Annotated in this window: 29 protein-coding genes; 23 read left to right on the forward strand and 6 right to left on the reverse strand. The window is 48.5% G+C overall.

What is annotated here, in order from left to right; genetic code table 11:
• From ACUTSC_RS18730 to ACUTSC_RS18775, 10 genes are all read left to right on the forward strand, one after another.
• A partial coding sequence (locus tag ACUTSC_RS18730) for a VENN motif pre-toxin domain-containing protein (protein WP_445653486.1) occupies positions 1–990 on the forward strand: 990 nt, incomplete at its 5' end.
• The gene (locus ACUTSC_RS18735) at positions 977–1,204 is read left to right on the forward strand and encodes a hypothetical protein (RefSeq protein ID WP_443003714.1); all 228 of its coding nucleotides are present in this window, start codon (positions 977–979) and stop codon (positions 1,202–1,204) included. The genes ACUTSC_RS18730 and ACUTSC_RS18735, both read left to right, overlap by 14 nt.
• A 25-nt stretch (positions 1,205–1,229) precedes the next feature.
• Positions 1,230–1,862, forward strand: a complete 633-nt coding sequence (locus ACUTSC_RS18740) for a hypothetical protein (protein ID WP_369606030.1) — start codon at positions 1,230–1,232, stop codon at positions 1,860–1,862.
• 526 nt (positions 1,863–2,388) lie between these two features.
• Complete coding sequence (locus tag ACUTSC_RS18745) at positions 2,389–3,549, forward strand: glycosyltransferase family 9 protein (RefSeq protein ID WP_443003715.1); 1,161 nt, start codon at positions 2,389–2,391, stop codon at positions 3,547–3,549.
• 142 nt (positions 3,550–3,691) lie between these two features.
• Positions 3,692–4,024, forward strand: coding sequence for a hypothetical protein (locus ACUTSC_RS18750; RefSeq protein WP_443003716.1), 333 nt, complete (start codon positions 3,692–3,694; stop codon positions 4,022–4,024).
• A gap of 310 nt (positions 4,025–4,334) precedes the next feature.
• Positions 4,335–4,739 carry a TIGR03757 family integrating conjugative element protein gene (locus ACUTSC_RS18755; RefSeq protein WP_443003717.1) on the forward strand — a complete coding sequence of 135 codons (405 nt, stop codon included), beginning with the start codon at positions 4,335–4,337 and terminating at the stop codon, positions 4,737–4,739.
• A 1-nt stretch (position 4,740) separates the two neighbouring features.
• Positions 4,741–5,748: a TIGR03756 family integrating conjugative element protein gene (locus ACUTSC_RS18760; protein ID WP_443003718.1), complete on the forward strand. Its 1,008-nt coding sequence runs from the start codon at positions 4,741–4,743 to the stop codon at positions 5,746–5,748.
• Between the two features lie 10 nt (positions 5,749–5,758).
• Positions 5,759–7,237, forward strand: a complete 1,479-nt coding sequence (locus ACUTSC_RS18765; RefSeq protein ID WP_443003737.1) for an integrating conjugative element protein — start codon at positions 5,759–5,761, stop codon at positions 7,235–7,237.
• A gap of 16 nt (positions 7,238–7,253) precedes the next feature.
• The gene (locus tag ACUTSC_RS18770) at positions 7,254–7,625 is read left to right on the forward strand and encodes a hypothetical protein (protein WP_443003719.1); all 372 of its coding nucleotides are present in this window, start codon (positions 7,254–7,256) and stop codon (positions 7,623–7,625) included.
• The gene (locus ACUTSC_RS18775; protein WP_443003720.1) at positions 7,622–9,133 is read left to right on the forward strand and encodes a conjugal transfer protein TraG N-terminal domain-containing protein; all 1,512 of its coding nucleotides are present in this window, start codon (positions 7,622–7,624) and stop codon (positions 9,131–9,133) included. Before ACUTSC_RS18770 ends, ACUTSC_RS18775 begins: the two co-directional genes overlap by 4 nt.
• Before the next feature lie 34 nt (positions 9,134–9,167).
• Here the strand turns inward: ACUTSC_RS18775 and ACUTSC_RS18780 are convergent, their stop codons facing one another.
• A complete protein-coding gene (locus ACUTSC_RS18780; RefSeq protein WP_445653487.1) occupies positions 9,168–9,521 on the reverse strand; it encodes a hypothetical protein in 354 nt (117 codons plus the stop codon).
• 410 nt (positions 9,522–9,931) lie between these two features.
• Between ACUTSC_RS18780 and ACUTSC_RS18785 the strand changes: the two genes are divergently transcribed.
• The 3 genes from ACUTSC_RS18785 (at position 9,932) to ACUTSC_RS18795 (ending at position 12,203) form a co-directional block, all read left to right on the forward strand.
• A complete protein-coding gene (locus ACUTSC_RS18785) occupies positions 9,932–10,804 on the forward strand; it encodes a hypothetical protein (RefSeq protein WP_443003721.1) in 873 nt (290 codons plus the stop codon).
• Between the two features lie 14 nt (positions 10,805–10,818).
• Positions 10,819–11,421: a hypothetical protein gene (locus ACUTSC_RS18790; RefSeq protein WP_443003722.1), complete on the forward strand. Its 603-nt coding sequence runs from the start codon at positions 10,819–10,821 to the stop codon at positions 11,419–11,421.
• Positions 11,422–11,603: 182 nt separating this feature from the next.
• Positions 11,604–12,203, forward strand: a complete 600-nt coding sequence (locus ACUTSC_RS18795) for a C39 family peptidase (RefSeq protein WP_445653488.1) — start codon at positions 11,604–11,606, stop codon at positions 12,201–12,203.
• Positions 12,204–12,430: 227 nt separating this feature from the next.
• Here ACUTSC_RS18795 and ACUTSC_RS18800 read toward each other — a convergent pair whose 3' ends face one another.
• Positions 12,431–13,498 (reverse strand): hypothetical protein, encoded by a 1,068-nt coding sequence (locus ACUTSC_RS18800; RefSeq protein WP_445653489.1) that lies wholly within the window; start codon positions 13,496–13,498, stop codon positions 12,431–12,433.
• A gap of 1,013 nt (positions 13,499–14,511) precedes the next feature.
• Between ACUTSC_RS18800 and ACUTSC_RS18805 the strand changes: the two genes are divergently transcribed.
• A complete protein-coding gene (locus tag ACUTSC_RS18805) occupies positions 14,512–15,399 on the forward strand; it encodes an integrase domain-containing protein (RefSeq protein WP_443003725.1) in 888 nt (295 codons plus the stop codon).
• A gap of 50 nt (positions 15,400–15,449) precedes the next feature.
• Here ACUTSC_RS18805 and ACUTSC_RS18810 read toward each other — a convergent pair whose 3' ends face one another.
• The gene (locus ACUTSC_RS18810) at positions 15,450–16,259 is read right to left on the reverse strand and encodes a hypothetical protein (RefSeq protein ID WP_443003726.1); all 810 of its coding nucleotides are present in this window, start codon (positions 16,257–16,259) and stop codon (positions 15,450–15,452) included.
• Positions 16,260–16,694: 435 nt separating this feature from the next.
• Between ACUTSC_RS18810 and ACUTSC_RS18815 the strand changes: the two genes are divergently transcribed.
• The 9 genes from ACUTSC_RS18815 to ACUTSC_RS18855 all read left to right on the forward strand — a co-directional run bounded on the left by ACUTSC_RS18815 (position 16,695) and on the right by ACUTSC_RS18855 (position 23,097).
• Positions 16,695–17,033 (forward strand): hypothetical protein, encoded by a 339-nt coding sequence (locus ACUTSC_RS18815; RefSeq protein ID WP_443003727.1) that lies wholly within the window; start codon positions 16,695–16,697, stop codon positions 17,031–17,033.
• Positions 17,034–17,121: 88 nt separating this feature from the next.
• Complete coding sequence (locus ACUTSC_RS18820) at positions 17,122–17,496, forward strand: hypothetical protein (protein WP_443003728.1); 375 nt, start codon at positions 17,122–17,124, stop codon at positions 17,494–17,496.
• A gap of 95 nt (positions 17,497–17,591) precedes the next feature.
• A complete protein-coding gene (locus ACUTSC_RS18825; RefSeq protein WP_443003729.1) occupies positions 17,592–18,170 on the forward strand; it encodes a hypothetical protein in 579 nt (192 codons plus the stop codon).
• 73 nt (positions 18,171–18,243) lie between these two features.
• Positions 18,244–18,729, forward strand: a complete 486-nt coding sequence (locus ACUTSC_RS18830; RefSeq protein WP_443003730.1) for a hypothetical protein — start codon at positions 18,244–18,246, stop codon at positions 18,727–18,729.
• Positions 18,730–18,815: 86 nt separating this feature from the next.
• Positions 18,816–19,418, forward strand: a complete 603-nt coding sequence (locus ACUTSC_RS18835; RefSeq protein ID WP_443003731.1) for a DUF3085 domain-containing protein — start codon at positions 18,816–18,818, stop codon at positions 19,416–19,418.
• Positions 19,419–19,493: 75 nt separating this feature from the next.
• Entirely contained in the window at positions 19,494–20,504 is a 1,011-nt protein-coding gene (locus ACUTSC_RS18840; protein ID WP_443003732.1) for an ArdC family protein, read from the forward strand.
• An 11-nt stretch (positions 20,505–20,515) separates the two neighbouring features.
• Positions 20,516–20,794: a TA system toxin CbtA family protein gene (locus ACUTSC_RS18845; protein WP_443003733.1), complete on the forward strand. Its 279-nt coding sequence runs from the start codon at positions 20,516–20,518 to the stop codon at positions 20,792–20,794.
• 375 nt (positions 20,795–21,169) lie between these two features.
• Positions 21,170–22,093: a DUF1281 domain-containing protein gene (locus ACUTSC_RS18850; protein WP_443003734.1), complete on the forward strand. Its 924-nt coding sequence runs from the start codon at positions 21,170–21,172 to the stop codon at positions 22,091–22,093.
• A gap of 668 nt (positions 22,094–22,761) precedes the next feature.
• Positions 22,762–23,097, forward strand: coding sequence for a colicin E1 family microcin immunity protein (locus tag ACUTSC_RS18855; RefSeq protein WP_443003735.1), 336 nt, complete (start codon positions 22,762–22,764; stop codon positions 23,095–23,097).
• A gap of 23 nt (positions 23,098–23,120) precedes the next feature.
• Here the strand turns inward: ACUTSC_RS18855 and ACUTSC_RS18860 are convergent, their stop codons facing one another.
• The 3 genes from ACUTSC_RS18860 to ACUTSC_RS18870 all read right to left on the reverse strand — a co-directional run bounded on the left by ACUTSC_RS18860 (position 23,121) and on the right by ACUTSC_RS18870 (position 26,140).
• A complete protein-coding gene (locus ACUTSC_RS18860) occupies positions 23,121–24,848 on the reverse strand; it encodes a colicin-like pore-forming protein (RefSeq protein ID WP_443003736.1) in 1,728 nt (575 codons plus the stop codon).
• A gap of 561 nt (positions 24,849–25,409) precedes the next feature.
• A complete protein-coding gene (locus ACUTSC_RS18865; RefSeq protein WP_141971413.1) occupies positions 25,410–25,820 on the reverse strand; it encodes an Exc2 family lipoprotein in 411 nt (136 codons plus the stop codon).
• A gap of 2 nt (positions 25,821–25,822) precedes the next feature.
• Positions 25,823–26,140 carry a plasmid mobilization protein gene (locus ACUTSC_RS18870; protein ID WP_445653490.1) on the reverse strand — a complete coding sequence of 106 codons (318 nt, stop codon included), beginning with the start codon at positions 26,138–26,140 and terminating at the stop codon, positions 25,823–25,825.
• Between the last annotated feature and the right edge of the window lie 172 nt (positions 26,141–26,312).

The following is a 26,312-nucleotide window of genomic DNA, read 5'->3' on the forward strand; positions in this document are numbered from 1 at the left end:
CTGAGCCAGCTGGCTGCAGGGCTTGCAGGCGGGCTGGTGACGGGCGATACTGCAGGAGCGGTGACCGGCGGGCAGGCCGGCAAGAATGCGGTTGAGAATAACTATCTGAGCAGTACAGAAGCCAGAGCGCTTGATAAAGAACTCTCCGACTGTAAAGCATCCGGTGGTGACTGCAACGTAGTGGTTGAAAAATACATAGAAATCAGCAACAAGAACAGCAAGGAACTGATTGATGCTTGCTCCGGTGGTGGCGTTGCCTGTGTGACATGGGAAGAGCTTATTCAGGGGGCGACAAATGTTGCTAATGATGCGCATCCGTCGCAAATCCGGCTGGATGAAAAGCTGAAAGATCCGAGTGCGGCAGCACTGGTGAATTACCTAAATGGAACTGACCTTAAATTCCTAAAAGACAATATCACCACTGGAGATCGCCTGTTATCTGTAATAAGCGATCCGACCTCATGGCCGGTTGCGGTTATGGGCGGGAAAGCGATTATCACCAATACCGTTACCAAGGGTAAAGAACAATTAATTGCTGTTGGGGTGGCATCTGCGGCCAGTGCAGGAATTCAGTACGGCACGACTGGTGAAGTGAAACTCTCTGACGTGATCGGATCAGGAGTGATTGGAGCTATAACTGCGGGTAAAGGTTATAACCCTACAGTATCTTGGAATGCAGCGGGTGGTTACTATCAAGCGGAGATTAAAGGCGACGATCCGTTTATGGGGGCTCTACTAAGTAAGGCTGGCGCATCGGCTGGTTATGCTGCGGGTAATGTTATCAAGGTGCCTATGAGTAAGGTACTTAATCCAGTGTCGAAGCAATATGAATGGGTTCCAACAGGAGTCTGGACTATCACAAAACCAGCCCCTCACAATAACTTACCTTCACTTTCTGGAAATGTAGCTGACTCAGCTGCTTCTGGGTGGTTCTCTGACGCATTGCAAAACTCTATAAAAAATAAGGAGAATGGTAATGTTAATAAGTAAAAAGTCACTACTGGTCCTGTTGTATTTGTGCGTTGCCTTCTTTTTAATGCTTTTTTTTGTAAGTTTTATTTTTCAAGTGGTGGGGTACTGGATTGGTGGCGGCGATCAAATGCTAGGGTACTTGAAGGAGAACTTTCATAAAGTATTGAATACAGCTTTAGTGGGGGTTGGTGTTGGATTTGCCTACTGGTTATTTTACTACCGAAAGATATAGAGCATTTGGCTATGAAAGCGGATAATTGCAGAAGAACCGATCTGTCGGAATTTTTGTAGTTGAGAATAACCATCTGAGCTTGCCGAATGGGCTAATGGATGCAGGGCGAGCCACTTCGACACTGAGCAAGTTTATGACGGAGCATGGTGCCACGCCGGAAGAGGTAACACAGGCGCAGAGCGACCTGGCAAAAGGTCTGGGAACAGGGGCACCACAGCCGGCTACCGAGCTTGTGAAAAAATGGGCGCTATTGATGAGCACAGCAGCGACAATGGGCACGGGGTCAACCGTCGGTGTAGGAGCGGCCGCAACGGGAGGGGCTATTGGTGGTGCAGCGAATGTCAGTACGCAACTCACGGTGAATGGAGACAAACCCTTCAGCTACACCGATGCACTACTTGCAATAGGGACAGGGGCATTATCGCAAGGTAAAGGCCCGTTGCTGACAGGTGGTGTCAGTGTTGGCGGTGCTTATGTTGGCAGTACGATCAAAGGTGAAGATCCGACCAATGCGATGATTGGGGCTGGTAAAGTTGTTACTGATAAGTTGAAACCTATTATTAGTGATGGCTCTGCAGAGCTAATTGGAGCTGGAACTGGTGCTATAACATCAGAATTAACAGGAAGCAAAACCCAAGAAAAATTGGATGGTAAGTAAAATGTTACCTAAAAAAGTTAATTTTCATTTGCTAGTTTTTCTCATTGGATACTGCGTTATCTTTTTGTTTTCATTTGTTATGTTATTGGTTTTTGGAATAAGTGTGTATGCTTATTTTAAGATTGGGGTTTTAAATTACGGATGGGATGATGTAATTTACTCAGGAAAAACTGCTCTAGCCGGAAGCATTCCCTTAGGTATAGGTTGTTGGATATTGTCTAAGCTTGATGAACGGAAGCGTAATGCCCCCCACCCACCCGAAGAATAGCGGTCTGATTCCAGTCAATGATTGGAGGGGGAACTGTTAGGTACAAGGAAGTAAGCCAGTAAAAACAAATTACACAGATTTAATTTATTTATTTTTACTGCACTGACTACTATTTAAAGTCCACAATGCTTCGGACAACCTTTCCAGGTAATAAGAACCAAATGGCACATAGTTAAAATACTCAGTATTTTTCGGTGGTTAATAAGATGCTTCTCTCATGTGTTAATGAGCGGTCCCATATGAAAAGTGGAGGGAGTTGTGAGTAAGGATTTGGAAATTTCTATTTCAAGTGGTCGTTTCAAGAAGTTAAGGGAGTGGAACAGGAGACGAAATTATTACTTCAAGGAAGTAAAGCTTAATATCAAAATTTATATTGCAAAGCTTATCTGGGATAAGCGTAGAAAAAGCAATTTTGATATCAAAGCAATCAAAACTGTACTGCTCCTTCGCAATGAAGGAACAATCGGAGATGTTGTGGTTTCAACGCCACTAGTGAAGTGCCTTTATGAGTCGGGTTATACAGTTGATTTACTACTGACAAAGTCAAGTAGCGTAGCTATGAAATACAACCCCTATATCAGGAATATCTACGAAGCTGGGGACTGTAACAATGAGGTTTTCTTGAAGAGATTTAGTCACACCGTGGCTGAGTCGACAATGAGAGCGTTGAATGAAAATAATTATGACCTGGTGGTTGATCTTTGCCTGTTCGACACCCCTGTGCATAGGATGATGCTTTTTCGAGACTTAAACGCAAAGTTTGTTCTTGGATTTAATAAATGGAATTTCATTAATCACTACAGCAAATCAATTCCATTTAAGAATGGTACGGAACATGTGACAAAAGCCATTTCCTTGGCAGCGCATAACATGGGGCTTGACTTTAAAAATAGTCACACCTATGACTTGCATATCCCTGACGCGATTGCTTCCGAAGTGCGAAAGTATTTAAGCGTATGGGAGGGGGGGATTAAAATTGTCATTAATGCTTTCACTGGAAGTCCAGAAAGAAACTTATCTCAAGAGCAATTAACTCAAACTATTGAGATGATTAACGAGAAATCAGATGACATCATCATTATTATTCTTGATCACAGGAAAGAACTGAATGTGTCTCTTCCCGATAATGTTGCGATAAATCCATTCAATTCACTGCATCATGTTATGGAACTGATTAGACAAGTTGACTTGGTTATCTCTCCAGATACTTCGATTGTACATATATCTGCCGCATGGAAGAAACCACTAATATCTGTTTACAAAAACATAACTGACAATAATTACTTGTGGGCGCCGGGTTATAAAGAAGCGAGTCAGATTATTGTTAATAAGAGAAAGATATCTGATGTGGAAAACGTTCCCGAACTTATATTGCAAGAGGCACGGAGTCGCGGGTATCTAAATAGAATGGATCCTTGAATATTAGACATCCCGACACTGATGTTAAGATAGGTCCTGTTTACTTTGGAGATTGCAATGGCCTGATAGTTTTAACGTAACCTACTCTATAGGTGGTGGTCGCCCTGTAATTAAAGACATTAGTAATACTCCTGGAGGGGGGGTGAACAATCTAGATGCTCTACACAGTAAAATTGGTCAGTTATTGGTGGATACAGGGCCTAAAAATGCCAAGGAGATTATTGCCCGTGCAAAATTATCTCTTGATGGTGAGTCATGTGAATATGAATATGATTATATTGATCAGGAAGATAACGAAGACTGGTTTGTACCAGATAAATTAGCCAGTTATGATCTTCGTCTTCTTCTGGTTGAGATGAGGGATCTTTATATCAAGAATAATATGACTAACGGGAAGTCCGCATGGACTTCTTGTGAATTAATCGTTGACATTCTAGCAGCTAAAATATGCATAAGCTTCCAATACGATGACTAACAAAACTCCCGGTCTGTTGACCCAGCTCATTGTTTTTATGTATGTTTTTAAACCCTGAGATTGCTGCTGTAATCGGGTGAAGAGAATGTAGCGGTGATTTTTCACATTTTCGCAACGCTAATCCCAAATACGATGGGCTAGTCCTCTGCGATAATCAACTGGGATATCAAGAGGCAAGTATCGGCGTGCCACTACGGACTTCCCCCGTAGGGGAAGAAAAATTTTTAGAAATCAATAAAGACTTCTTTGCTGCCTTTCTGACCATGTCGTAGCACCCTATGTGGATTCTATCCACGCAGGAGTGCACGCCATGAAAATCAGCACGTTGCTGACGTTGTTTCCTCTGCTGATGCCGGCATCGGTGCTTGCCGGCACGGTACTGTATACCGATTCCCACCATCCCCCGACGAATAATGATGCTTCCGTGACCGTGATTTATCTTGACGGTCCGGAGCAGTTGCAGACGCAGCTCTTTGGCGCACTGTCGTCGAACCCGGATGAAGCGCAACGGCAGGCGCAAGCCGTACTGCAGTCACCACAATGGCAGGCGCATGAAAAGGAGCTGGCCACGGTTTACCGCGCGGTGGTGCGCGCGTGGGAACTGGGCGTCAAAAAAGTCCCCGCGGTCGTGTTTGACGATCGAGATGTGGTGTATGGCACCGCTGATATCGCCCGGGCCACCGCGTTGCGCGCGAAGTCACTGGAGGGGCAGTGATATGCAACGAGCTCCCTTGCAGCTGGCGTCTTCCGGACAACCCCGGCTGACCCTTAAATCCCTCGGTGTGGCCATGATGCTGTCTGCAGCCGGCGTGCCGGCGGCGAATGCCGCGCTCAACAGTGCACAGATTGTTGCCAGTGCGGTGTCGCAGTCCTGCATCAGCTGGCGCGTCAGCGGTATTTGCTACTGGTTGTTCTGCAGTTGGGGCGGCTGCACTGTCCGAACTTCGGTCAAAGTTAGCCATTTCATCCCGGAGGGGGTGGTGTCGGCGTACAACACCCCGGGAGGCAACCCGTGGCGTGAGATGTCGATGGTCAGTCAGGCCGCTGGCGGACTCGAGAGCCGTATCACCAGCGCGCTGGGCGGCGTTGCAGCCGGCGGTGGCAACAATGAGCTGAAAACCCCCGGGCAGCGTAAAACCAACCTTCACTTCAAGTATGCCGATGCCATTGGCCATCCAGCGACGACCCTGATTGGCGGCAGCATTGCCGGCTATTCGTGCCGCAGTGCGGCGACCCCCTTCGTGCCGTATTTCCTCAGCACGCTGGACAGCCTGGTATGGCGTACTGGTATGCCGGAATCCCTCTATCCCGAAGCATTGGTGCCTGGTCAGCGTGAGGTCGGCAGTCAGGCGGCAGCGAATATGTGGGGCAATGTCTATCCCCGTTCGGGATTTGTGACCCAAGTCGATGACGACAAGGCGGGTGCTCTGGTGGCACAGCGTGTGGCGGACATCATCACCCGCTCTGGTCAGCCGCACGTCTACCAGCCCCTGATGGGCCAGCGCTCGGAAGGGTACTGGCCACCAGGTGCGGTTCAGGAAAATACCGGAACCAGCAACCACAAATGGCAACGCCTGGCGCCGCAGCTCAGCCAGTCCTGCGCCGTGTTCCCGGACGGTGACCATACGCCAGCAGCGGATGCGAACGCTGCCTTTGCCCTGTGGCAACCCTACAGCTGCTGCCAGCGCCGCGGGCAGCGTTTCCTCTACAGCACAGATTTCTGAGGCATGAATGATGAAAAACACAATGACTAAATGCACCGTACAGGATCGCCACCTCGTGCTTCCCCTACTGATTGCGGGCTGCCTGGCACTGAGCGGTGCGAATGCGTATGCCGACGACAATGACAGTACCTTGTTTGGTATTTCACTGCCCCAGGTGAATGACAGCAATATCGGTTACGGGAAGAATGCCAGCGGCGCGGTCTCGGACAAACTGTTCTATTCCCTGGGCGGAGGCTCGGTGATATCGCAGCCGGCGACGCGTGGCAATATGCAGCGCCTGGGGATGAACCTGGGCTGGAGCTCGGATTTGATGTGCGGCAACTTCGACCTGAAGAGCACCATCGGTAACCAGCTCAATGGCGTGACGGACGGGTTCAAGAGCTTGATGGGTAATGTTATTCAAGGTGCTACCGGTGCGGTAGCCAGTCTGCCGGCGATGGCTATCCAGCGTGCTAACCCTGGCTTGTATGAAATGCTGACCAACGGGGTATTGCAGGCCAATGTGGCATTCGATAAAGCCCAGCTCAATTGCCAGAACCTCTCCAAACGGATGATGGATATGGTGGATACCGGCGGCTGGAGCCAGGCGGCGGCGATGGAGGAGGCCAAAAGCCTGGTCAACAACGGGGATGCCGATGCGATCCGATCGATGAACGCCACCGAGAAAGTGACCGGACAATCCGGCCAGACCTGGATCGGTGGACAGAAGCGTGGCGGCGCCGGTCAGCCGGCGATCAAGCCAACGCACGATCTGGCTGCAGCCGGCTACAACATGATGAATGCGTTGCCGGTCACCAGTACCTCCAGCGTATCTGGCAGCAGCTGTACCGGCGGAGCTTGTACCAAATATGCCAGCAGTGAAGAAGCGGCAGCAGCTGTAGTGAAGGTGTTGGGCGACACCTCGCTGCGCACCTGCAAGGATGCAGCGCAATGTAAAAGTGGTGAAGGGACCGAACAGCCAGGCAGCACCGTAGCTGGTACGGGTTTTGCGCCGATTCTGGAAGAGGCAACCAAGGCGAATAACGAACAGTTGGCCAGGCTGGTCAACGGGGCAGAAAAACCTACCGCGGGCAACCTGGCCAAACTCAAAACGGGCAGCCTGGCTGTGACCGCCGGCGTTATCAAGGCACTGCAGCGAGATCCGGATAATGCCGCCCTGGTTGGGCGCCTGGCCAGTGAACTGGCGATGGCGGATACCATCGAAACGGCCTTTATCATGCGGCGCATGATCACAACCGGGATGTCTGAGCCGAACGCCTCTGCGCAGAAAGTCGCGATGGAAGAAGGCGATCGGCGTATCGAGGCGCTGGATCGTGAGATCACGGCGCTCAAGAACGAGATGGAGATGAAGCGTGAGATTGCGCGTAACGCGGTGCTGACCATCATCGACAGGGAGAACAACCGGGCGGAAACCAACCCGCAGCGTCAGTCGATTGACAGCCCTGATACCAAGTTCAACCAGTTGGCCGTGCCGGAAAGCGACCAGTAATTGTGAGGATGAATCAATGACCGGAACAGAGAAAAAAACGGTGACGCCTACCAGGAGGCGCCGGTTTGGTCTGCGGGCAAAGCGTGTTCTGCAGATGTTGGGCATGCTGGTGATAGCGACGATAGTCGCGCTGGGCATGGCTCACTGGGGTGTCAATCACCCGGGAGAGAGTGCTGCGCTGCGTGACTGGGTGAACAGCACCCGTTATGGCTGGCTGAGCTGGCGCCTGGCGCTTTACGCCGCGCTGGCCTGGGGGTTCTGGAAATTCTGGCATGCGCCGGGCTGCAAACCAGAATACCGGCACCCCCTCAAACGCATGGCCATCGCCTGCGCTGTATTTGCCCTGGCCTGTGAATACAGTCTCTTTGGCGGAGGGCTGTCATTATGATGACCAACAGCTATCTGGAGTATTTCCTGACGTTGCTTGGCTGGCTGATTAACAATGGCTTGTGGGAACTGCTGGTCAGTACGGGGCTGTTTGTGCTGCCGTTGCTGTTCAAGGTGGCGGCCATCTGGCTGAAGGTACGCGAGGAAGGGGAGGATGAGGGCAACAAAGGGATGCTGTCCCTGCCACGCATCGAAAACCTGCTCTACGGGGCATTCTTTGTGATGCTGGCCTGCTGTCTGCCGCTGATGAATGTCAGCCTCGACACCATCAAGTATGACAGCAGCCGGGCGGCGACCTGTGGTACCTGGACACCGAAAAAGCCGGATGAAACGGGCTACGCCAACATCATGTCGAGTATGAACGGCCAGACGGCGAAGGTGCCGGTGTGGTGGTTGGTGGTGCATAAACTGTCGAAGGGGATCACGTCGGCGGCCGTGGCCACCATTCCGTGCCGGCCGGATCTGCGGCAGGTGCGTTTTGAAGTCCAGCACAGTCGGGTCAATAACCCGGCGCTTGCGAAGGAGCTGCAGGACTTCACCAACGACTGCTACGCGCTGGCATTGTATACCTGGCAGAACCGCGACCAGGGCCAAACGACGGACAAAGTCACCCTGCGTGACATCGAGTGGCTGGGGTCGAAGACCTTCCTGAACGGTGGGTACTACAACAACCTGCAGTCCAAAACGCCGCGTGCCAGTTTCCCCTGGAATGAGGGGCGGGACAGTGGTCGGCCAAACACCGGGCGAGGGGGATACCCGACCTGCAGCGAGTGGTGGTCAGCTGGTAAAACGGGGCTGGAAGCCCGCGTGGTGAAACAGGTCGATCCTGGCGTCATGCTGCGGATGTCTGCCGCGCTGAAGATGATGGGGCAACCTGATGCGGACTATAAAGAGGCGGTGGAGCGCCGCCTGGTAAGCCCGGATAACCTGACGGTCTCCCAGGGCGGACGCGCTTATGCCGGCTACGGCGGCAATGCAGACTTTACCCTGGACAACTCGGTTAACCGGCTCGCGTCGCTGGGAGGAACCGCGTTGGGGAGCCTGGCGGCCTATCCGGCATTTGATGCGATGCGTCAGGCATTGCCGATGGTGCAGGCGGTACTGCTGATGGCGGTGTATATCATGGTGCCACTCATACTGGCCTTTGCGGCCTACGAGTACAAGACGGTAATCACCGTGACGTTCGTGGTGTTTGCGCTGAACTTCCTGACGTTCTGGTGGGAGCTGGCGCGCTGGCTGGACAGCTGGTTACTGGAGGCATTGTACAGTTCGGACTCGCACAGTCGCTGGAATGTGGCCGGGTTTCAGAATAGTGCCGATGACCTGATTATGAATCTGGTGATGGGTTGTATGTTTATTGTCCTACCAGCCTTATGGTTAGGAGCGCTGTCTTGGGCTGGAGTAAGTGTGGGTCAAGCAATTGGTAATGCTATCAGCACCGGCTCTAAGAAGGCTGAAAGCACAGGTGGGGATGCGGTAGATACTTTGAAAAAAACTGTCAAATTATAGTCGTTCCTATTTAAGGAGATGTATCTTCATCTCCTTAGTCTTCTTCATTATCCATTCTATGTGACGTAATCAAACTATCAGGGCCAGAATATAATCCAAAGCCCTGATCTCCGTTTCTATACTCTGAGGTTGCCTGCTTATTGGAATCGCTGTCATCAAAAGCTTGAGAGGCAATACTCTGTAATATGAACGCGATCGCCCAGATGAAAAGCAGAGCGCCCGTAATGATCGCGCCACCTACCAACATAATGGTGAGTGATCCCAGTAATGCGACGGCGACAGGCATATGGCCTAACCAAGCTGGTAGGTTGTAATTACGAGCCTTTGTCAGCCAGAACGAGTCCCATTTCAAAATCGTATCTTGAAGACGTTTCCACAGGCTTGCCATACGTACCCCACGCCGATAGGCGTGGTACTGTCTTGTTTTGTTCATCATCACATTTTCACTTTTTAGCCAGATGATAACCAGACTTCAATTGTAGCTTAAATAATAATCAATGACTACTTGGCTCATCAGGCCGTAAGCAGCTAGGCTTTTTTGTGTTCGGGGGGAATGGAACTAAAACGAACGATATAATAACTATATAATTTAAAACTATTTTTCTTGGTTTAAGGATTTGTCTGACACACCCACAGCTTAGAGCTGTGCGGTGTGTCTCTTGTTCTTTGCCTTAACTTAGGCTGTCAAATCGTATCGTTAAGAAACCTTTGCTTTCACTTATTGACAATCTGTATGTATATGGCAAAATCCACACAAAGATAACGATAATCATTATCAACAATGGACGTTGTTCAGATATGAAGCAAAAACTAGCTCCTTTTGCAATGTTAGCATTGTGCTTTGTCACAAAGCTTGCTTATGCAGAAAATATACCTAATCTTGTCGTTGGTGCAGGAGGTATCTACAAAGTTGAAGACTTCCTACCAGAGGAAAATAAGTGGACAATAAGTTCTGGCATTTCAATTTATGAAAATACTAAAACTAACACATCACCGCAGTACTCACTAAACATCACCTCATTAGGTTCTTTTTTTATAGACAACTCCGTCTCTATAATTACCACTAATACAAAGCAACTTTCCGGATATACTTCTTTTCAATATGGCGTTAGCAATAATTTATCACTTCGTGGAACAGTTATTGGAAAATACACGAAAAAAGACACTACCGACGAGCAATTTAAGCTTAACACTGAAAACAAACATAGTGTTGACAACTATAACTTTGGGGTTTCATATCGGATAGAAAATTTTTATCCACTTACAGTGGTGAGCGCTGGTACGGGGTTTAAGGCTGGTAGCCTTAATAATTACACATTATCATCCTCTTTTAGTTGGATTTTGGATCCCGTTGTGCTTACTTTATATCCTTCATATATCGATGGTATATCTAATAGGAAAGATGATGTTAAATACCGCTATTTCTCAACTACAGGAATTATAAGTGTTGCTTTAAATAATGATATAGACATTAAGTTTGGTGCCTCTAAAGATATTTACAGTATGAAAAAAAAGAACCCTCACTCTCCATCTTGGGATACAGCTAGTTCATTAATAACCGGCATCACCTTCAATAGCTGGAAGGATTTTACTGCTGATTTTAGCATCGATCATGAACTAGGTGGCATGGATTCAAACACATTTTCTATCGACATTTCATGGAGGGTATAATTATGGAAATAAGAATGAAAAGTTTTAAATATTTAATTCTTTCATTATATCTACTAAACTTTAATTCCACAGCTTCAACTGTACAAAAGATCGATGATCTTGAATATAAACCTTATCAAGTTATGACTGATGCGGAGTTGAATAGTACGAAAGGAAAAGCCATTCCGGTTGTACTTGTACCTATCTTATGGGCAGCAGCTCAAGGAGCCACTGTAAACTTAAGCGCTTATCTAGCGCAAACAATTGGAGCTGGAAATGAAGTGAAATTCAATGAAGCACTAGCTGCAGCGGCTGTTGGCGCAGGTATTGGCGCTGTGGGCGGCGCCCCATTAATGGCTGATAAATTTTTACTCACTGAAGCAGGTGGATTGTTATTTGGTGGCTTGGCTGGTGAATATCTAGGGAAAAATAAAAATAAGGTTGGGCCTGCTCTAGATTCTGTTCCGTCTCAAGCGGATTTAAACAAAATTTTGAATGATCCTAACTGGGGTGATAGTCATTTTAAAAATATGCCTGGTCTTAGTGGAGGCCGCTACAAAGAAGCAATGCAGAAAGCTGTCGACGATCCTGCTTCATGGAATAAGTTAATGAAACAAAGATGTACGGCTTGTCATTAAAGGGGCTATCATGAACTTTATTTATATCGTTTTTATTTATGTCATGTGGTTTTTTTTATTTAAAATTTTGAGTGGTAAATATAAGTGGTTAAACGCAATATATTCAATTATACCTGCATTTTTAACTGTTTGCTTAGTTAGGTGGTTAATTGGTTAGTTGTTAAATTGTTTAAAGGATGCATATGAATGAAAAAAGCGTCGTGTTTATATTGGGTTTTTCTCTAGTATTAGGATTGTATAGTGAGGCTTTTGCCATTGAAAGGCCTCGAGATAAAGTGAAGGAGTACTTTTCTGAAGCAAAGACAAAGAATATAGAAAGACAACTGTTTGACAATTCATGCGGAATTGCATCATTGGCTTTTGTTCTGAATAAGTACTATGACAAAAGCACTTCGGAGAAAAATCTATTTTTCTTTATTGGTTTAAAGCCTGAGTATTCGTTGGGGGATTTGAAGAAAACCGCTAACACATTTAATATTGTAACGGTTGGATTAAAAATCAAACTGAATGAGTTAAAAAGATTAAAATCACCAGCCATCTTGAAAACCAGTACAAACGGAGGGCATTTCATTGTGTATACAGGTTATAAAGATGGGTGGTTTCAAGTTGTGGATCCTGCTAAAGGGAGGATGAACTATTTTGAGAGCGAACTAGAGAAAATATTTAAAATAGAAGGAGGAGGTCATGGTGCTGCGTTGGTTTTTATCTCCAACATAAAAAATAATTTTGATGATAAAATTCTTTACACCAACTCTACGAATAGACTCTTTTTGGAAAAATGATTCGTTTATATTAATAATCTGGATGGATACTCTTTATGCATTTTTATCAATCTATTCATCAATGGTTCTATATGCTTTGCAGGAAAAATACAGCGCTCTAAAACTAACAGTGAGATGCGTCGAGATCACTTATCGGTAGTGGGGTAACTAAATGTACTTATATACTAAAATTAAAGGTGCGTATATCGATAAAAGTAAGGGCGCTGACTGCGCCCTAAATAGCAAGGTCAAATATCCCCATGCATTATCTTCATTGCGTTAATTATAACTGACATTTTTTCGTCCCCAATGGCCTTCAGGAACTTCTCTTTAAATTCATTATAGAGCTCTGATACGTATATTAACCTGAGTGAGTCTATGTCTATCGTTCCGTTATTATCAGTGGAGTGCGGTGGCCAGATAGTTACTTTATCAGAGTCATTATACGTTCTGGAAAAATCGTCTAGTTCGTCCCGATTTACTAAGCGAATGATCGCAAGTAGGGGCTTTAATGAATATGGCTTGATAAAGTGCTTTCCTTCGATAATAAAGAAAACGGATGCAGGGTCATCATATCTTAGTTCGCTGCCATGGCAAACTATAGAAAAATTCAAATCATCGACGCAAAAATCCACTCTATGCGAAGGGATGTTTTGATAAAGTTCTTTTATTCTCCATTTATCTTTGTTTTTTTGAATGATTCCGCGTGTAACAAGAGGGAATAGTTTTTGCAATCTTGCTTTGGTAAATATTAAATCTATAGTTTCTTTTGGGTACTGTGCAAAGTTAAATGCTCCACTTTCCAATGGGCGGGTTAAATATTCGGCGTAGGTGCCATCGATGCATTTATTAATAACTGATTTCATACTGCTGATAGTTTCATCCAGGTTTTCATCTGATAGGTCAAAACAACGGTAGACATAATGTTTATCAAAGGCAATATTTTCACGTACTGAAACAGTAACTAGGTCTAATGATATATCGATAATTACCTTGATGTAATCATTGCTAACAGCATGGCTGTGAAAGAGATAGGCCTGATGGCAGTGGTGTATAATGAACTTTAGCTCAGACAGGCTTAAGCGCGTTGTCTGAGTGTTTATTGTACTGAAGAGTTTTATGTAAATGTCGGAAATGCTTTTATCTGGATTCTCCATAAGCTCAAAGTAATGTTTCTTCTCAAAGTCTTCGTTGTCCAAGCTTGCTTCCAGGACAGTCTGAACATGTTCAGTCAGCGATTTATTTCGTGACTCTGCACGAGCCTTTAAACTATTCATTAATCGTTCAGGGAAACGAAAGGATGAAGGTACTTTCATGTTATTTCCTTTTTTGTGTAATGCGATTTTATGTAGTGTAATACACTGTGGCCAGCGAACGAAATCAAGTCAAGTGATTGACGGGATTCGATAGGATCGCTTACCCTACTCGAGTTGTATCGTCGTCTTCGGACGACCATCCAATGTCTCAGCGCTCTGTGAGAGACGCCTTCGGGTGAGTGCCATCCAATGTTTCATGTGACCTGTGAGAAACGCCTTCGGGTGGTCACAATATCCTCGTAGCCTGGAAGAGGATGCCCATGTGGCGGTACCTCCGTTTTCCCTTTGAGAACGGAGATCACGGCAGTGATGAAGGTTCATTAACGACTCAACCGCGCCAGTCCTTGTACGGTTCCTTTCACCAATAACGTATATATTACGTTTTTCAGCTATAGAGCTCGCCATGGCGATGTTCTACGCTTCAACGGTTTGATTCTCTTATCTTTTATGACGAGTTGCTAACGATGCGACTTTTGAACGCACGTATAAGGCCATTTGGTACATTTGGCCGCTTACGTGAGTCTCATTAGGAGCAGAGGAGCGCGCGTCACTTGTGAAGTGGCGAAGACACTACCAAGTGACGCGCGTAGCGCATAACGTCTCAAACCACGCACGACGTGGTTTTCAACGTTTTACTACCATCTGACCAACACGTAGTCCGTGTCAGTACGGTTTTAAATACCCATTAACTTCAACGTAATTACGACGGAAAAACACCGTTTTGAACGTTTCACTATCTAAAAGGAGGAAATCGACTCGGTATCGATGGCGACACTACGAACAGTAGTGTGTGGAGGCAGACTGACTAACGTCAGGCCGGCGAAAGCCGCGAACAGGTCAGAGACCTGGGGAGCCTCGAAATAACTCAACATTTCGCCGCCCCGATGCACAGATGCCAGTCGAGACGCAGGAAGCGCAAAAGTAACCATGTCGTCGGGGTTGAAATTATCGGGACACAGATCCGTCTGCTTTGTGGAAAGCAGAGGGGTGTGTATCCCGTGGGAGGAACAGCTATGTCAAAACTCAGCAAGCAGCTGGTTACGCTCGCCCGCCAGGGGCGGGGCGGTTTTAAAACCGTTGCAGACCGTTCGAGAATAGCAGAGCGTTTTTCTGAACGTCTTGCGAAATTGAATATCCAAATCCGTGATGTAAAACACGTTAAGGCGTCTCATATCGAAAAGTATATTGGTAGTCGTATGGCTGAGGATATATCAAAACGTACACTCCAAAATGAAATGGCTGCTGTCCGTTCGATCATGTTAGTTGCAGGACGGAATAAACTTGCTGATCCATCGCATGATAAATTGAGTAACCGGGCATTAGGCATCTCAGGGGCAAGCCGCGATGGAACTAAAACACCACTTCCGGATGAAAAGTTGGCTGCAATTGTTAGCTATGCTTTTAAAAAAGATGAGGGTGTGGCAATTGGTGTACAATTGTCTCGTTACTTGGGTTTGAGAACAGAAGAAACAGTCCAGTCCGCCAAATCACTAAAAACCTGGAAGCAAGCCATCTTGAATGGCAACGATAGGGTTAAGGTAATTTTTGGGACAAAAGGGGGACGCGCTAGGGAAACAACAGTTTTTAATCGTGAGAAAGTTTTGGCTATTTTAGATAAAGCGATAAAACATTGTGGTGAGAATAGAGGGAAACTGATTGATAAGCCGTCTCTGCATACGGCGATAGAACGATATAGAAATATCGTGCGAGACGCAGGTATGACTGGAAAAGATGCCCCCCACAGCTTGCGATATGCTTATGCCAGGGATGCTGTAATACATCATGTCAAAAATGGCATGTGCAGAGATGAAGCAAATGCATTGGTCTCAATGGATTTGGGACACGGTGATGGGCGTGGACGTTATATTAGACAAGTATATCTTAAAGACGATATTGAGTGAGTAGTATAAAACGGTCGCAGCTCTCACGGGGCTGCGACCATTTAAATTGTTTACGAATAGTCACCCCTTAATACCAATGGGGAATCCTTGGATAAGTAATTCGCCGCTGAATTTACACTCATCCCATTCAATATATCATTATACCGCTTTTTATTTCTGACTATAATACTGGATGTCTGTAGTTTAACTACTCCGTTCGGTGATCTGTTTATTACTACCCACTCCCCAGGTTCAACCAACCAAGAATTAGTATGTTTTGATTCTATGAATTTATAACAGTAGAGGATATCTTTTGCTGGAACTCCTAACTGGAGTGATATGTCTCCTAAATATTCACCTGCATCACCAAAAGAATTCAGAGAGTCCATTTCTATATGCATATGGTCCTTTCCCAACATCTCCGATGCAGCCTTTCTTACTAGTATGTTATTAATGTAGTTATTTGCATCTTCTCCTCTTAATTCACGACGTAAGTTCACATCATCTAGTTCTGCTTGCTGAAGATTTCTCTGAGTATGCATGTAAATTTCATGAATTTCCCTGCAAATCTCACTGACCCTTTCTTCATCTAGGGATAGTAGAATTTTATTTTCATGTTTATTTCTGAGGTGGAAATTATTATAAATGCGATCTTCACAGTAAGGCATCCTCTGGATATTAAGCGCCCTTGATGTAAAATAGGTGAGTAGCGCATAGCCAAAATCTTTTCCACAATTAAATCCCTGAACCCTACTGTAATCTCCAGAGTTTGCCCTTCCCATACCAATGCAGTCAGATAGCAAAGGGTCTTGGACTATGTACTTACTGATTTTAATATTTTCAAATGCTTTCTTCGTTCGTGTTGTTACAAATGAGCTCATATTTACCTCTATTCTGTATTCATTCTCTTGGTAGTGTTCGGGCTTACAGAGTTTCTACTCTTTTGTAAAAGAATAACTATATATATTTATATGGTTGACATAGTGCCATTTTGATTCGAAAATGAACAGGCTTACTTGTTGTCTTCGGACAACCAGCCAATGCTTCAGCACTCTGTGAGAAGCGCCTTCGGGTGAGTGCCAACCAAAGTTTCAGCGGTCTGTGAGAAACGCCTTCGGGCGACTGCGAATATCCTCGTAGCCTGAAAGAGGAAGCCCCTGTGGCGGTAACCCTGTTTAACCTTTGAGAACAGGGATCTCTTAACGGTGATGAAGGTATTGACTGATGTTATAACAACTTCGGTTGCTGCAATCTAATCCCCCGGGGAAATACCTTCCCCTGGGAGTGGTGTTTCCCTTTTTTACAGGAGAAACACCATGTCTGTTTTTACTTCTTCAGTTGTTCCTGATTTCTTCTCAACCCTGCACCGTGTCAAATCGGCTGTCCAGCGAATACCTTTTCGCATGGCGCCGCCGCGTTTTACTGATTGGTACGTCAATGCAGCCGGTAATTTTGCCGTTCGCGCGCATGTTATCTGCAGTGGTGATGGTTCGGTCAGCGCGTTACTGACGCTGCGCAAAGGTTGGTACAAAGGCGAATATATCTACGCAAGCACCCATGTTGTGCTGTCTTGCAAGCATACCGAGCGCAGAAAAGCTTACCGACTCGCCAGTCAACATGTTGAGCATTTGGCCAGACTGCGTTACCGCTTTTAGAGTGGTCGGTTTACCCACTTAATACCCTGACGGGGATTTACACCCGTTATGGGGATAAATCCCTCGGCATTCTATGGAGGATTTATCGATGCATACCCCGTTACCCAACGTACTTGACGTGAAAACCGCGCTTGATGCGTTTCATTTCCTTTGCCTGGTTGAAGGCAAGATCATGAGTATCCGGGCTTGCCAGCGTCTGGGACTGGGTCTTGAACGTGAAAATCCCACTGAGCTGAATGATGTGGAAAATGCCGTTATCAATGCGGGAGAGGCCTTTGGTGGTTTCCTGCTGGTCATGCAGTACGGCTATATATCGACACTTTCCGCTAGCGGGGAAGCGCTTATGGTTCGCCTGGATACACTGAGCAAAGATATTCACGCGTCTTATTGGGCGCAGGCCGTGGAGCAAGGCAAGCGCGATGTCGAAGCCGACATTGCGATTGGCGAGCTCGAGGTTTGGTGATCGGCACGGCAGCCTGACAGACACACACCCTGACGGGGATTTATTCCCGTCCGGGGGATAAATCCCCCCAATTTTTTGTTACCGGAGGATTTATCGTGAGTATGAACGTTTATTTTGTCGCATCACCGTCCCAGGACGCATGGATTCATTTCACCCTGGCGGTGACCGAGTTGTTCTGGCTGTTGCCGGAAGAGGCCCGGCCAGAAGGTATCACGGAAGCCGGTCAGCTGTTTGATGGCATGATCTTCGAAACGGCTGGTTTACGTGTATCACCGGGAGCAGAGGAAAATATCCCGATGCAACCGGTGCCTTACGTCAAAGAACGTGTGGGGTTCTTTCAGCACCCTGGTTTTTTTCACCGACTGGTTCTGATACTGATTCATAACCTGTGCCCTGGCTCTGTACGGATAAAGCGGAACGACTCCAAACTTTCCAAAAATCCAGGATGGGAGTTGCCACTGCTCTGGTTGCGCCACCACCTTAAACGCCCGGAACTTCTTGCTCCGGGTGAAGTGGATGAGGCGGCACTGGCTGATGATTCCATTCTTTACCCTTTGGAAGGGTATAGCAGTCATAACGATGATCCCGATGAATTGCTTTGTCGCTGGCGCGTTATTGTCGGCATGGATGAAGTGCTGGCGGTGCGTCTGAATCAGGCGCATTCGGCGGCATAGTCGCGATTTTTAATTCACCCGGCAGGGTCTTCCTGCAGGGGAGCTCCTGTCCGTATACCGAGAGGAGTGACCCATGGGACTTGATATCAACTTTTTCCGTCAACGTAAGGCTGACTATCCGATGTTGCCGGTAAACGGCGACTGGACACCTGTCGGCGACTGGGTGCCGTGTTCACCAGCGTGGCTGGAGGACGGCGGTGATTGTGCGCAGGCGCCGCGAATTTACAACCACAAAACGTGTAACCACTACCATCCGCCGCTGCTGGTTCACACCTGTCATTTTCGCGGGTTTACTGCGTTGATGCATTGGGTGGCCAACAGTGTCGGCGACGTCAAAAGCGGTGAGCTGATGGCGTTCGACCGCAATGACATCCAGATGCTGGATTTGTGTCTGTCGCGGCTGAATGAAGCGAACTGCCATGATGAGTTTCCTTCTGAATCTCGTGACTACGGCAGTATTTACTGGACGCAGGTCGATTTACTGAAGGCGTACGTTAACAACGTTCTTGCCGATTTTGATTTCAGTCGGGACCACCTTTACTTCCGGGCTTCGTGGTAACACCTCCCACTGGCCATAACGTTTCATTTCCCTGGAGGGGCTTTTCCTCCCGGGGAAGTCCGTCTCCGCAACTCAGGAGACTTATCATGTTGCATTTTAACCCTGCAGAACTGCGCGCCGTGGTGGCTGAAGTACGCGCCAATCAGTGTGCGCTGGTGTTGGCCAAGGATAATGGCGTCTATCTGATGCCGGCCGTGGGCGAACGAAACGCCACCGGCCGTATCAAACACCTGGCGTATGCCGACGGGTGTCATCCTAACAAGGATGAGGCCTGGTATGAAACGTCCCGGCAGCTTGCCGGCGGCGACGACTTTGGCGAGGAGCTGGTGCTGAACGACAGTTGTATCGAGCGAATACTGTCGCAAGGCCATGAGCTCTGGATACATCTGTTACCCGAAACGGTCTATATGCACGTTGCCACGGTTAACTGGGTGTGTGTCGCCGATTATCGGCGGGTGACCGCGCGCATGCTGCAGCTGGCCGAGGTCCATTACTCGGTCTGCGTCAGCCAGGATGAGTTTAAACACTGGCGTGAGCGGGCCATCAACCTGCTGGCCACGGCCTGTCATACCGATTGCAAACGGGCAAAGCCCGCCGATCGGGCTGATTACCTGGCTCTGTTCGAACGGCTGAAACAGCGTGTTGACACAGTGAATCCGAAAGGGGCGCTGCGTTACCCTGCTCTCTAACCACTTTTCCTGTCCCCTGGGGCGTATTCTTCGCCGCCAGGGGAAGAATGCGCCTTTTTCATTGAGGAGCATTCCATGAAGAAAACATTACCATCACGCCGGTCGGCAAAAGCCCGTCGCGAACGACCAGACCTGTACCAACAGGTCACGGACAACATCATTGGTGCCATCGAGCGTGGCACCTTACCCTGGCGCAAGCCCTGGCGGACTGACCGGAACCGGATTTATACCGGGTCTGTCATGCCGCAGAACGGCACGACGGGGTACCACTACAGCGGCGTGAATGTGCTGCTGTTATGGATAGCTGCGGAAGAGCGCGGTTTTCACTCCAATCGCTGGCTGACTTATAAGCAGGCGGAAGCCGTCGGTGGCCATGTACGTGCCGGCGAAACGGCAACCCTGGCTGTGGTATTCAAACCCTGGGACAAGCAGGTGGAGGATGCTGATGGCCGGCAGCTGTTTGACGAAGAGGGGAAACCGCTGAAAATGCGAATACCCATGCTGAAGCCGCTGTACCTGTTTAACGTTGCCCAATGCGACAACCTCCCCGAGACCGTTGTCGGCGTTATGCCAGCAACCGAGACGGATGAGGGTGATGCGTTGGTTGATACGAAAACGCAGGCTCAGGTTAACACCCTCGTTGAGGCCTGCGGTGTTCGGGTTGAACAGGTCTACCAGGACAGGGCGTTTTACTCCCCGCTCCGGGACCAGATTGTCCTGCCACAGGCTCAGCAATTTCGAACCGAGGCGGATTACTGGTCAACGTTGTTGCATGAACTGGTGCACAGCACCGGCCATGCTAAACGGCTTAACCGGGAAGGGATCACGTCTTCTTCCCGGCGGTTCGGCGACCCGGTTTACGCGTTTGAGGAGCTGGTGGCGGAGCTGGGCAGTGCTTTTATGTGCGCGCAGCTTGGCGTCTTTGGTGACATCCAGCACGACAGCTACCTTGAGCACTGGCTCAGGGTATTGCGTGAAGATAAGCGCGCGCTGTTTCGTGCGGCCAAACAGGCCCGTGAGGCATCAGAATTTTTGCTGAGGCCTCTGGCGGACCCGGTGACAACCGATCCAGCCGTTGCGGCATGAGGAGTCTGGTGATGACGATTGAACAACGTTACTGGCAGACCATTGCCGGCAGGTTACTGGCCAAATATTTTGGCCTGGAGTTAAACGATACCGATCTGTGTGAAGCGGAGTGCGTGATGGCTTTACAGGAAGCGGGAGTGCGGCCGTTTGAGGCGATCAACAACCTGGTGGATAAATACCACCTGGTACGCCTCGGCGCCAATCCCTTTACCTCATCATCACCGTATCTGCGCCAGGTGGAAGAGCTGGGCGTGATCGGTGAAACAGAACAGGAGATAACCGATGACTAAAGCCACCAACAAGGGGCTGCAGATAACCGTTGATCCTGAGATTGCCAGCGAGCTGGCCTACATGCTGAAGCTTTAGCAGACCTGTGGCGCCGCTGTTCAGCTTGAGAATGTCGAGGGCCTGATCCATTACATTCTGGTGAGTATCGCCGATGGTAGCCGACGACCGGGCTCGTGGGAGCGCGGAATATTGCTACAACTGGGATTGGTCGCTAATGGCGACGAACATCAGGTATACCGGGCTCACTATGGCGAGCAAGCCCACTAAGGACAGGATCAGCGTCCTGGCCATCATGAGGTAACACCTAACCCAACGGGGGAGACTTTCCCCCGCTGGGGAAAGCTCCCTCTTTTTCTTGTAAGAAGAGGAGAACGACCATGTCGAACTGGTGCAGTAACCGTTTAGTTATCACGGGCCAATCCGTTTTTGTCGATGAACTGCAGCAATGGGTCAATGGCCATGTTGTTCCTGACTACCGTCATGCTGTTCAACAAAGCTGCCGGCTGTTCCTGGCCGGGTGTGCCGGCATACTGAAGCCGGCGACGACAAAACCCGGTGTTTATGTGCCTTACCCGGGACTGTTAACGCAGCCGGGGATTGCATCGCCTCAGAATCTGGCCTTTGAACACTGGTTCGGGATGCTGAAGGCGGATGTACCGTTAACGGGTGAGAACATTCGCCTGATAGAGCGACTCTATCGCCAGTCGGGTATCGATGCGGTGAAATGGGAGAACATCCCTAACGTCGCAAAGGCGCGTATGGCGGATGTACTGTCGCGCCAATATGCGGACTGGTTCGGATTGGTGGGGGTGAGCCCTGACATCGATGCCGGCATCTGCTGGGAACGTTTGGGCGTGATGCCCGAGTATACCGCGCCATGCGATATGCTGATGTTGATCCCGACGCGTCTGGCAACTGAACTGAATGGCTCAGGCGGGCTACTGCGTGATGTGCCGTCCACCACTGATCTCTATGGTCGGCAATACGGCGTCGAGTGGCCGGCCGGCCATAATGTTGGTTGCGTACGTGATGGTATCAACACGTTGACGGTACACTTCGATTCTCCGTGGTACTCGCCAGCCGGCGAGGTTATCGGGAGAGTGTCTGACTTGTTCAGCTGCCAGGTGGAACATACCTGGTATATGCCTGATGCGGAACGCAGCGGCTACGATCGCTACGACCGCGGTGAGCATGTCGACGGTGGACGAATAGCGGCTGAGGTTGAGGAAGGTGAGGTGATCCACCTGACCTACGCCGACAAGGATTCTATTCCCTTGTCACCGAATGCAGCAGCTGGCTAATCACCGTTTTTTGCTGAAGCACTAACCTATGGCCACCGGTATCCCGGTGGCCTTTTTTTCCCGTGGGGGAGTTCTCCCTCGGCGAGTGAACTCCCTTATTAATGGAGTTCACCATGCTGACGTTTACTGAAGCACAAAAACAATTATCGGCCTCTTTGGCCAAACGGCACGCTACCATCACCGGTACAAGGTCTTTTCTGGCTTTGTTCAGTGCAGCGCGATAGCAATACACAACCGCTTTTCTCCGGACGACGTGCTGGATAAGCAGTACATGTCGCTCATCAAAGGGTATGAACGTGAGGATATCGAACGCCTGGCGCACTTACTTGCTCTTGTACAAATAGCACTGGCCGCTAAACCTTGTGATTTTTTGGCATGGCTTTCATGAATCTGGAGCTTGGTGATAGACATCGTGGGCAGTTTTTTACGCCCTGGAGTGTGGAATCCATGATGGCCAAACTGCCCCCTACTTGGGGTTCCGGCGTAACACCCCGAACTAGAAACTAGCAAAATTATTGCAAAGACCCTCAGAAAAGGGTTTTATTATATCAACCCACACTTTGTGTTTAATGGAGATGGAATGGCGTTTACTACTTTAATAGAGCGAAAGGATACTTCTGGTGATTGCATTGACGTTCAATTTAAATAGCTAGCTCCGTGGAGGGCAAATGAATAAGAAATACTATATCCGAAATATGCCTTTTGGATGCTTTATGTTTTTATGTTTCTTTTACTCGTCTTGGGGAGATGAATTTAATTATAAATATATATTATTGTTGGTGAGCATTTTTGGATTGGTGTTTTATCCCGTTTCAAAATGGATAGTGGAAAGTTTTATATTGACCTTCACGACAAAAGAATTTTGGAGTAGAGGTTTGTTTATGGATACGCCTGGGAAAATGGGCGGACTGGCGATTTACTATGGGACTGTTTTTTTATTATCAATGCCAATAATAACGATATTTGTTTTTGTTGTTTTTATGAAAAGGCTACTTAGCAAGTAAGCAGTCTTTTCTATAATCACAACTTAAATGCCGATAAATTTATTCACTTGTTCCATTGCATCATCATCTATTAACGCACCAACTCCTGCCATTATTAGACTATAGCCCAATAGCCCTACTGGTCCTCCTAGGATAATACTAAACGCAAAACCCGTAACCGCAGAGGCGGCCATGCCTGCCGCAATAGCTTCTGTTTTGACAAAAAACGGGCGCCAGTTATCAGTTTCTATTGCCTCTTTTAAAGCTCCGGCCCATTCTGCAGCATCGATAGCAAGGCTAGTATAGCCTAACCCTTTACCAAATTTACTTATATTCCTAGCCGCTTGCTTAACGTCAACCGATTCCAAAGCTTTTGAAATGGCTTCGCGATCTTTTTTATTGATCTTTTTGTTAATGTTTGCCTTGTATTTATCATAGGCTTTCAGCGCATCGTTTACATTGCGAACGTTTTTTTCTTTAGCCTGATCTGCTAATAATTTAGCAAGCTTTTCAGCTTTTTCTCCGTAAACCTTGAAAACTTCCTTATAAAAATCCGCAGTAAATTTAACAGCATCTTGTATTTCTTTCTCCTCCCTTTCTTTTGCCTCTCGAGCTAATTTCTCAGCTTCTTCCTTGGTTTTACGGGCAGCCTCTTCACGCTGACGTTGCTCTTCCTGACGTCGAGCCGCTTCGGCCTTTTCCGCCGCGATTTGCGCCTGAACATCGTTCAGCTGTTGCTGTTTCTGACTTTCCTGACTCCGTGCTTCGCTCAACCGGCGATTCACATCATCCAGTGTGCCCTGACTGGCTGCCGCTTCTTCCGAGAGCCGTTCGGCTTCCGCCTTGTTCCTCTGCGCGTCGTTCCATCGGTCTTCTTCCCACTTGCGTTGCTCCAGACTCAACGCATCGCCAGGCGTAACAATTTTTTCCTTCAGCGCCAGATTCTTGGCTTCTTCTTCTCGCTCATGGGCGGCTTGGGCGTTTTTGCTGCTGACCTCCCCCTCCAGACGCTGCCGCTCTTGCTCCAGGGCGTTAGCCTGATTGCGAACGTCTTCCAGTTCACGCGCGGCATTCACCTCTCGTACATCCTGCCCCGCATCCAGCGCCGCAACGTCCGCCATCAGCTTGTTGAGGCGGGCCACGCGCAGGTCTTTTTCACTCTGTTTCACCGGAATACCGTTCCGCAGTGCGTCACGCTCGTCCATCAGCCGTTTCTGCCGGTCGCCATCGAGACGAACATCACGCGGATTCTCCCGCCAGCGGGCGAAAGAGACTTCAAAGTCGGCATTCAGTTTGTTGGCTTTGGCTTCATCAAGCGTAATTTCCTGCGCCATTTCATCCACCGAGGCAACTGCCTGCTCTGCTTCCTTCCTGAGCTTATCCGCACCGGTTAAGCGGCTGGCCTCATCGCTGAGGACTCGCATGCGCTGACGCGCTGCCTCGAGTTTCTGTGACGCGTCGGATTCCACGTTCTGAAAGAACATTAGATCCTGTTCGAACTGCACTGCCTTTTTGGCATTGGCCGCAACCCCCAATGAGTCAGGACGTCCGGCGACGTAGTTGGTGCCATATCCGTTGAGGTTGGTGTAACCGCTTGGGGGAGTACTCCCTGAAGGCCAAACAGTCATCCCTGGTTCCGTATCTCCTATGCCGGGCGGCGTATCGACGCCCGTTGTCGGCCAGCCCCACGACTCACCGTTCCATTCATACCCAAGCTCAAGCATTTTTTTCCATTCAAGGCCGTCACTGTCTGCCAATCCTGATTTAGCCATCGTTAAACTCCTTCTTGATTTCAATAATAAGTGCTGTATATGCATACAGTAATAAAGAAAGTTACGCGCTTATCTATGGACTATCAATGGATGATAGTAGTTATCATTTACATAATGTGAGAAAAGATTAGCAGGCCGTAATGCTATAGTTGGGGTTATCGGGTCGCGCAGGAGGGAAGTTCCCCTGCGCGACCCGATAACCCCTTACGGGCTTCTGCGGCAATTCTCAGGATGTGGTCAGGCGTCACTACACGTAGCCACGTCTTTTACCCTTGACAGGTCTTTGGGGGCGCTTAGGCCGTATTTCGCGCTTACTTCGCTGCGCAGGTCATCGAAAGTCTGTTTGGCCATCTCCCCGGCTGGAGATAGCGCAAACGACAGCATCCCGGAGGTGTACCGGTGCTCGAACGCCATGAAATCTATCAGCAGGCGGGTTTGTCTGGAGAGCCGCGCAGGACTTGCGGCGGGTGCGCTTCACGGCCCGCCCGTTCCTGACTGGTGATGTACTCGACCGGCCCATGCCCGCCGGTGCCGTTCCGGGAGAAGCCAATAATCATCAGCTCAACGCCCCATGTATCCGTCCCAGTAGGTCGCCGAGGCCTCACGGGCAAGCAGGTCTTTGAGCCTGTAATTAATGCCTTTTTCTTTATTTTCCAAATCAATACCGACATCACCATAATGCTTGTCATACCCTTTAAAAAAAACGGGGCTGTAGTAAGAGTTTCGTTTCTCCTTTGCCTGTGGCTCAGGTATTCCCTCAACCCGATCTTCTTTACCCTCGTGATAAATACTTGTCAGGAAAGGAAGTATATTCTCGTAAACATCAGATCGACTCACAGGCAATACGTTAACTACACCATTTGCATAGCGCGTGGCATGCTTCTCCGGGCTGCTCTTGGTTGGTCCATCTGAAGCGACACAGCCCGACAGCAGCAACACAGAAAGTCCCAGTAAAACCAATATTTTCCTCATCACTACTCCTTGTTTTCCCTCGTCAATTCCAACACGGCGCGCTCGATGGCCATCAGGTGACTGACTGCCTCGACCGCCAGCGCACCGATGCGCCAGGTGTTCACACAGCGGGCAATCATGTTCAGGTTGGCGTTGATGCGGTTGAGCATTGCCACTCGTTCGCGTTCGTCCTGGCAATTACGTACCAGGATGCGGCCAATATGGGCACGCACCAGCTCGAACATGGTCATACCGGCATCGGCATCGGCAGCCAGCTGCTGCAGCTGCGCGTGTTCCTCATCGGAAAGCCGTACCTGCAGGATGCATTTTTTCGGTTTCATGCGGCCAAACTAGCCAAAGATCGCCATGGGCACAACATATTACTGAGGTCAGTTTGGTTATCGAATCAATGGTCACTCCCGTTTTTGCAACACTGATTTTCGACGATATCATTGGCTTGCTTAAATCTATCCGGCGTCTAAATCGCGCCACGATGAGTTCCGCGCCTGATGA

This window comes from Serratia sp. TSA_105.2 (genome assembly GCF_052692115.1).

Coding starts and splice junctions, on each gene's coding strand:
- ACUTSC_RS18735 (WP_443003714.1), top strand. CDS start 977: ATGTTAATAAGTAAAAAGTCACTACTGGTCCTGTTGTATTTGTGCGTT.
- ACUTSC_RS18755 (WP_443003717.1), top strand. CDS start 4,335: ATGAAAATCAGCACGTTGCTGACGTTGTTTCCTCTGCTGATGCCGGCA.
- ACUTSC_RS18760 (WP_443003718.1), top strand. CDS start 4,741: ATGCAACGAGCTCCCTTGCAGCTGGCGTCTTCCGGACAACCCCGGCTG.
- ACUTSC_RS18765 (WP_443003737.1), top strand. CDS start 5,759: ATGAAAAACACAATGACTAAATGCACCGTACAGGATCGCCACCTCGTG.
- ACUTSC_RS18770 (WP_443003719.1), top strand. CDS start 7,254: ATGACCGGAACAGAGAAAAAAACGGTGACGCCTACCAGGAGGCGCCGG.
- ACUTSC_RS18775 (WP_443003720.1), top strand. CDS start 7,622: ATGATGACCAACAGCTATCTGGAGTATTTCCTGACGTTGCTTGGCTGG.
- ACUTSC_RS18780 (WP_445653487.1), bottom strand. CDS start 9,521: ATGGCAAGCCTGTGGAAACGTCTTCAAGATACGATTTTGAAATGGGAC.
- ACUTSC_RS18785 (WP_443003721.1), top strand. CDS start 9,932: ATGAAGCAAAAACTAGCTCCTTTTGCAATGTTAGCATTGTGCTTTGTC.
- ACUTSC_RS18790 (WP_443003722.1), top strand. CDS start 10,819: ATGAAAAGTTTTAAATATTTAATTCTTTCATTATATCTACTAAACTTT.
- ACUTSC_RS18795 (WP_445653488.1), top strand. CDS start 11,604: ATGAATGAAAAAAGCGTCGTGTTTATATTGGGTTTTTCTCTAGTATTA.
- ACUTSC_RS18800 (WP_445653489.1), bottom strand. CDS start 13,498: ATGAAAGTACCTTCATCCTTTCGTTTCCCTGAACGATTAATGAATAGT.
- ACUTSC_RS18805 (WP_443003725.1), top strand. CDS start 14,512: ATGTCAAAACTCAGCAAGCAGCTGGTTACGCTCGCCCGCCAGGGGCGG.
- ACUTSC_RS18810 (WP_443003726.1), bottom strand. CDS start 16,259: ATGAGCTCATTTGTAACAACACGAACGAAGAAAGCATTTGAAAATATT.
- ACUTSC_RS18815 (WP_443003727.1), top strand. CDS start 16,695: ATGTCTGTTTTTACTTCTTCAGTTGTTCCTGATTTCTTCTCAACCCTG.
- ACUTSC_RS18820 (WP_443003728.1), top strand. CDS start 17,122: ATGCATACCCCGTTACCCAACGTACTTGACGTGAAAACCGCGCTTGAT.
- ACUTSC_RS18830 (WP_443003730.1), top strand. CDS start 18,244: ATGGGACTTGATATCAACTTTTTCCGTCAACGTAAGGCTGACTATCCG.
- ACUTSC_RS18835 (WP_443003731.1), top strand. CDS start 18,816: ATGTTGCATTTTAACCCTGCAGAACTGCGCGCCGTGGTGGCTGAAGTA.
- ACUTSC_RS18840 (WP_443003732.1), top strand. CDS start 19,494: ATGAAGAAAACATTACCATCACGCCGGTCGGCAAAAGCCCGTCGCGAA.
- ACUTSC_RS18845 (WP_443003733.1), top strand. CDS start 20,516: ATGACGATTGAACAACGTTACTGGCAGACCATTGCCGGCAGGTTACTG.
- ACUTSC_RS18850 (WP_443003734.1), top strand. CDS start 21,170: ATGTCGAACTGGTGCAGTAACCGTTTAGTTATCACGGGCCAATCCGTT.
- ACUTSC_RS18855 (WP_443003735.1), top strand. CDS start 22,762: ATGAATAAGAAATACTATATCCGAAATATGCCTTTTGGATGCTTTATG.
- ACUTSC_RS18860 (WP_443003736.1), bottom strand. CDS start 24,848: ATGGCTAAATCAGGATTGGCAGACAGTGACGGCCTTGAATGGAAAAAA.
- ACUTSC_RS18865 (WP_141971413.1), bottom strand. CDS start 25,820: ATGAGGAAAATATTGGTTTTACTGGGACTTTCTGTGTTGCTGCTGTCG.
- ACUTSC_RS18870 (WP_445653490.1), bottom strand. CDS start 26,140: ATGAAACCGAAAAAATGCATCCTGCAGGTACGGCTTTCCGATGAGGAA.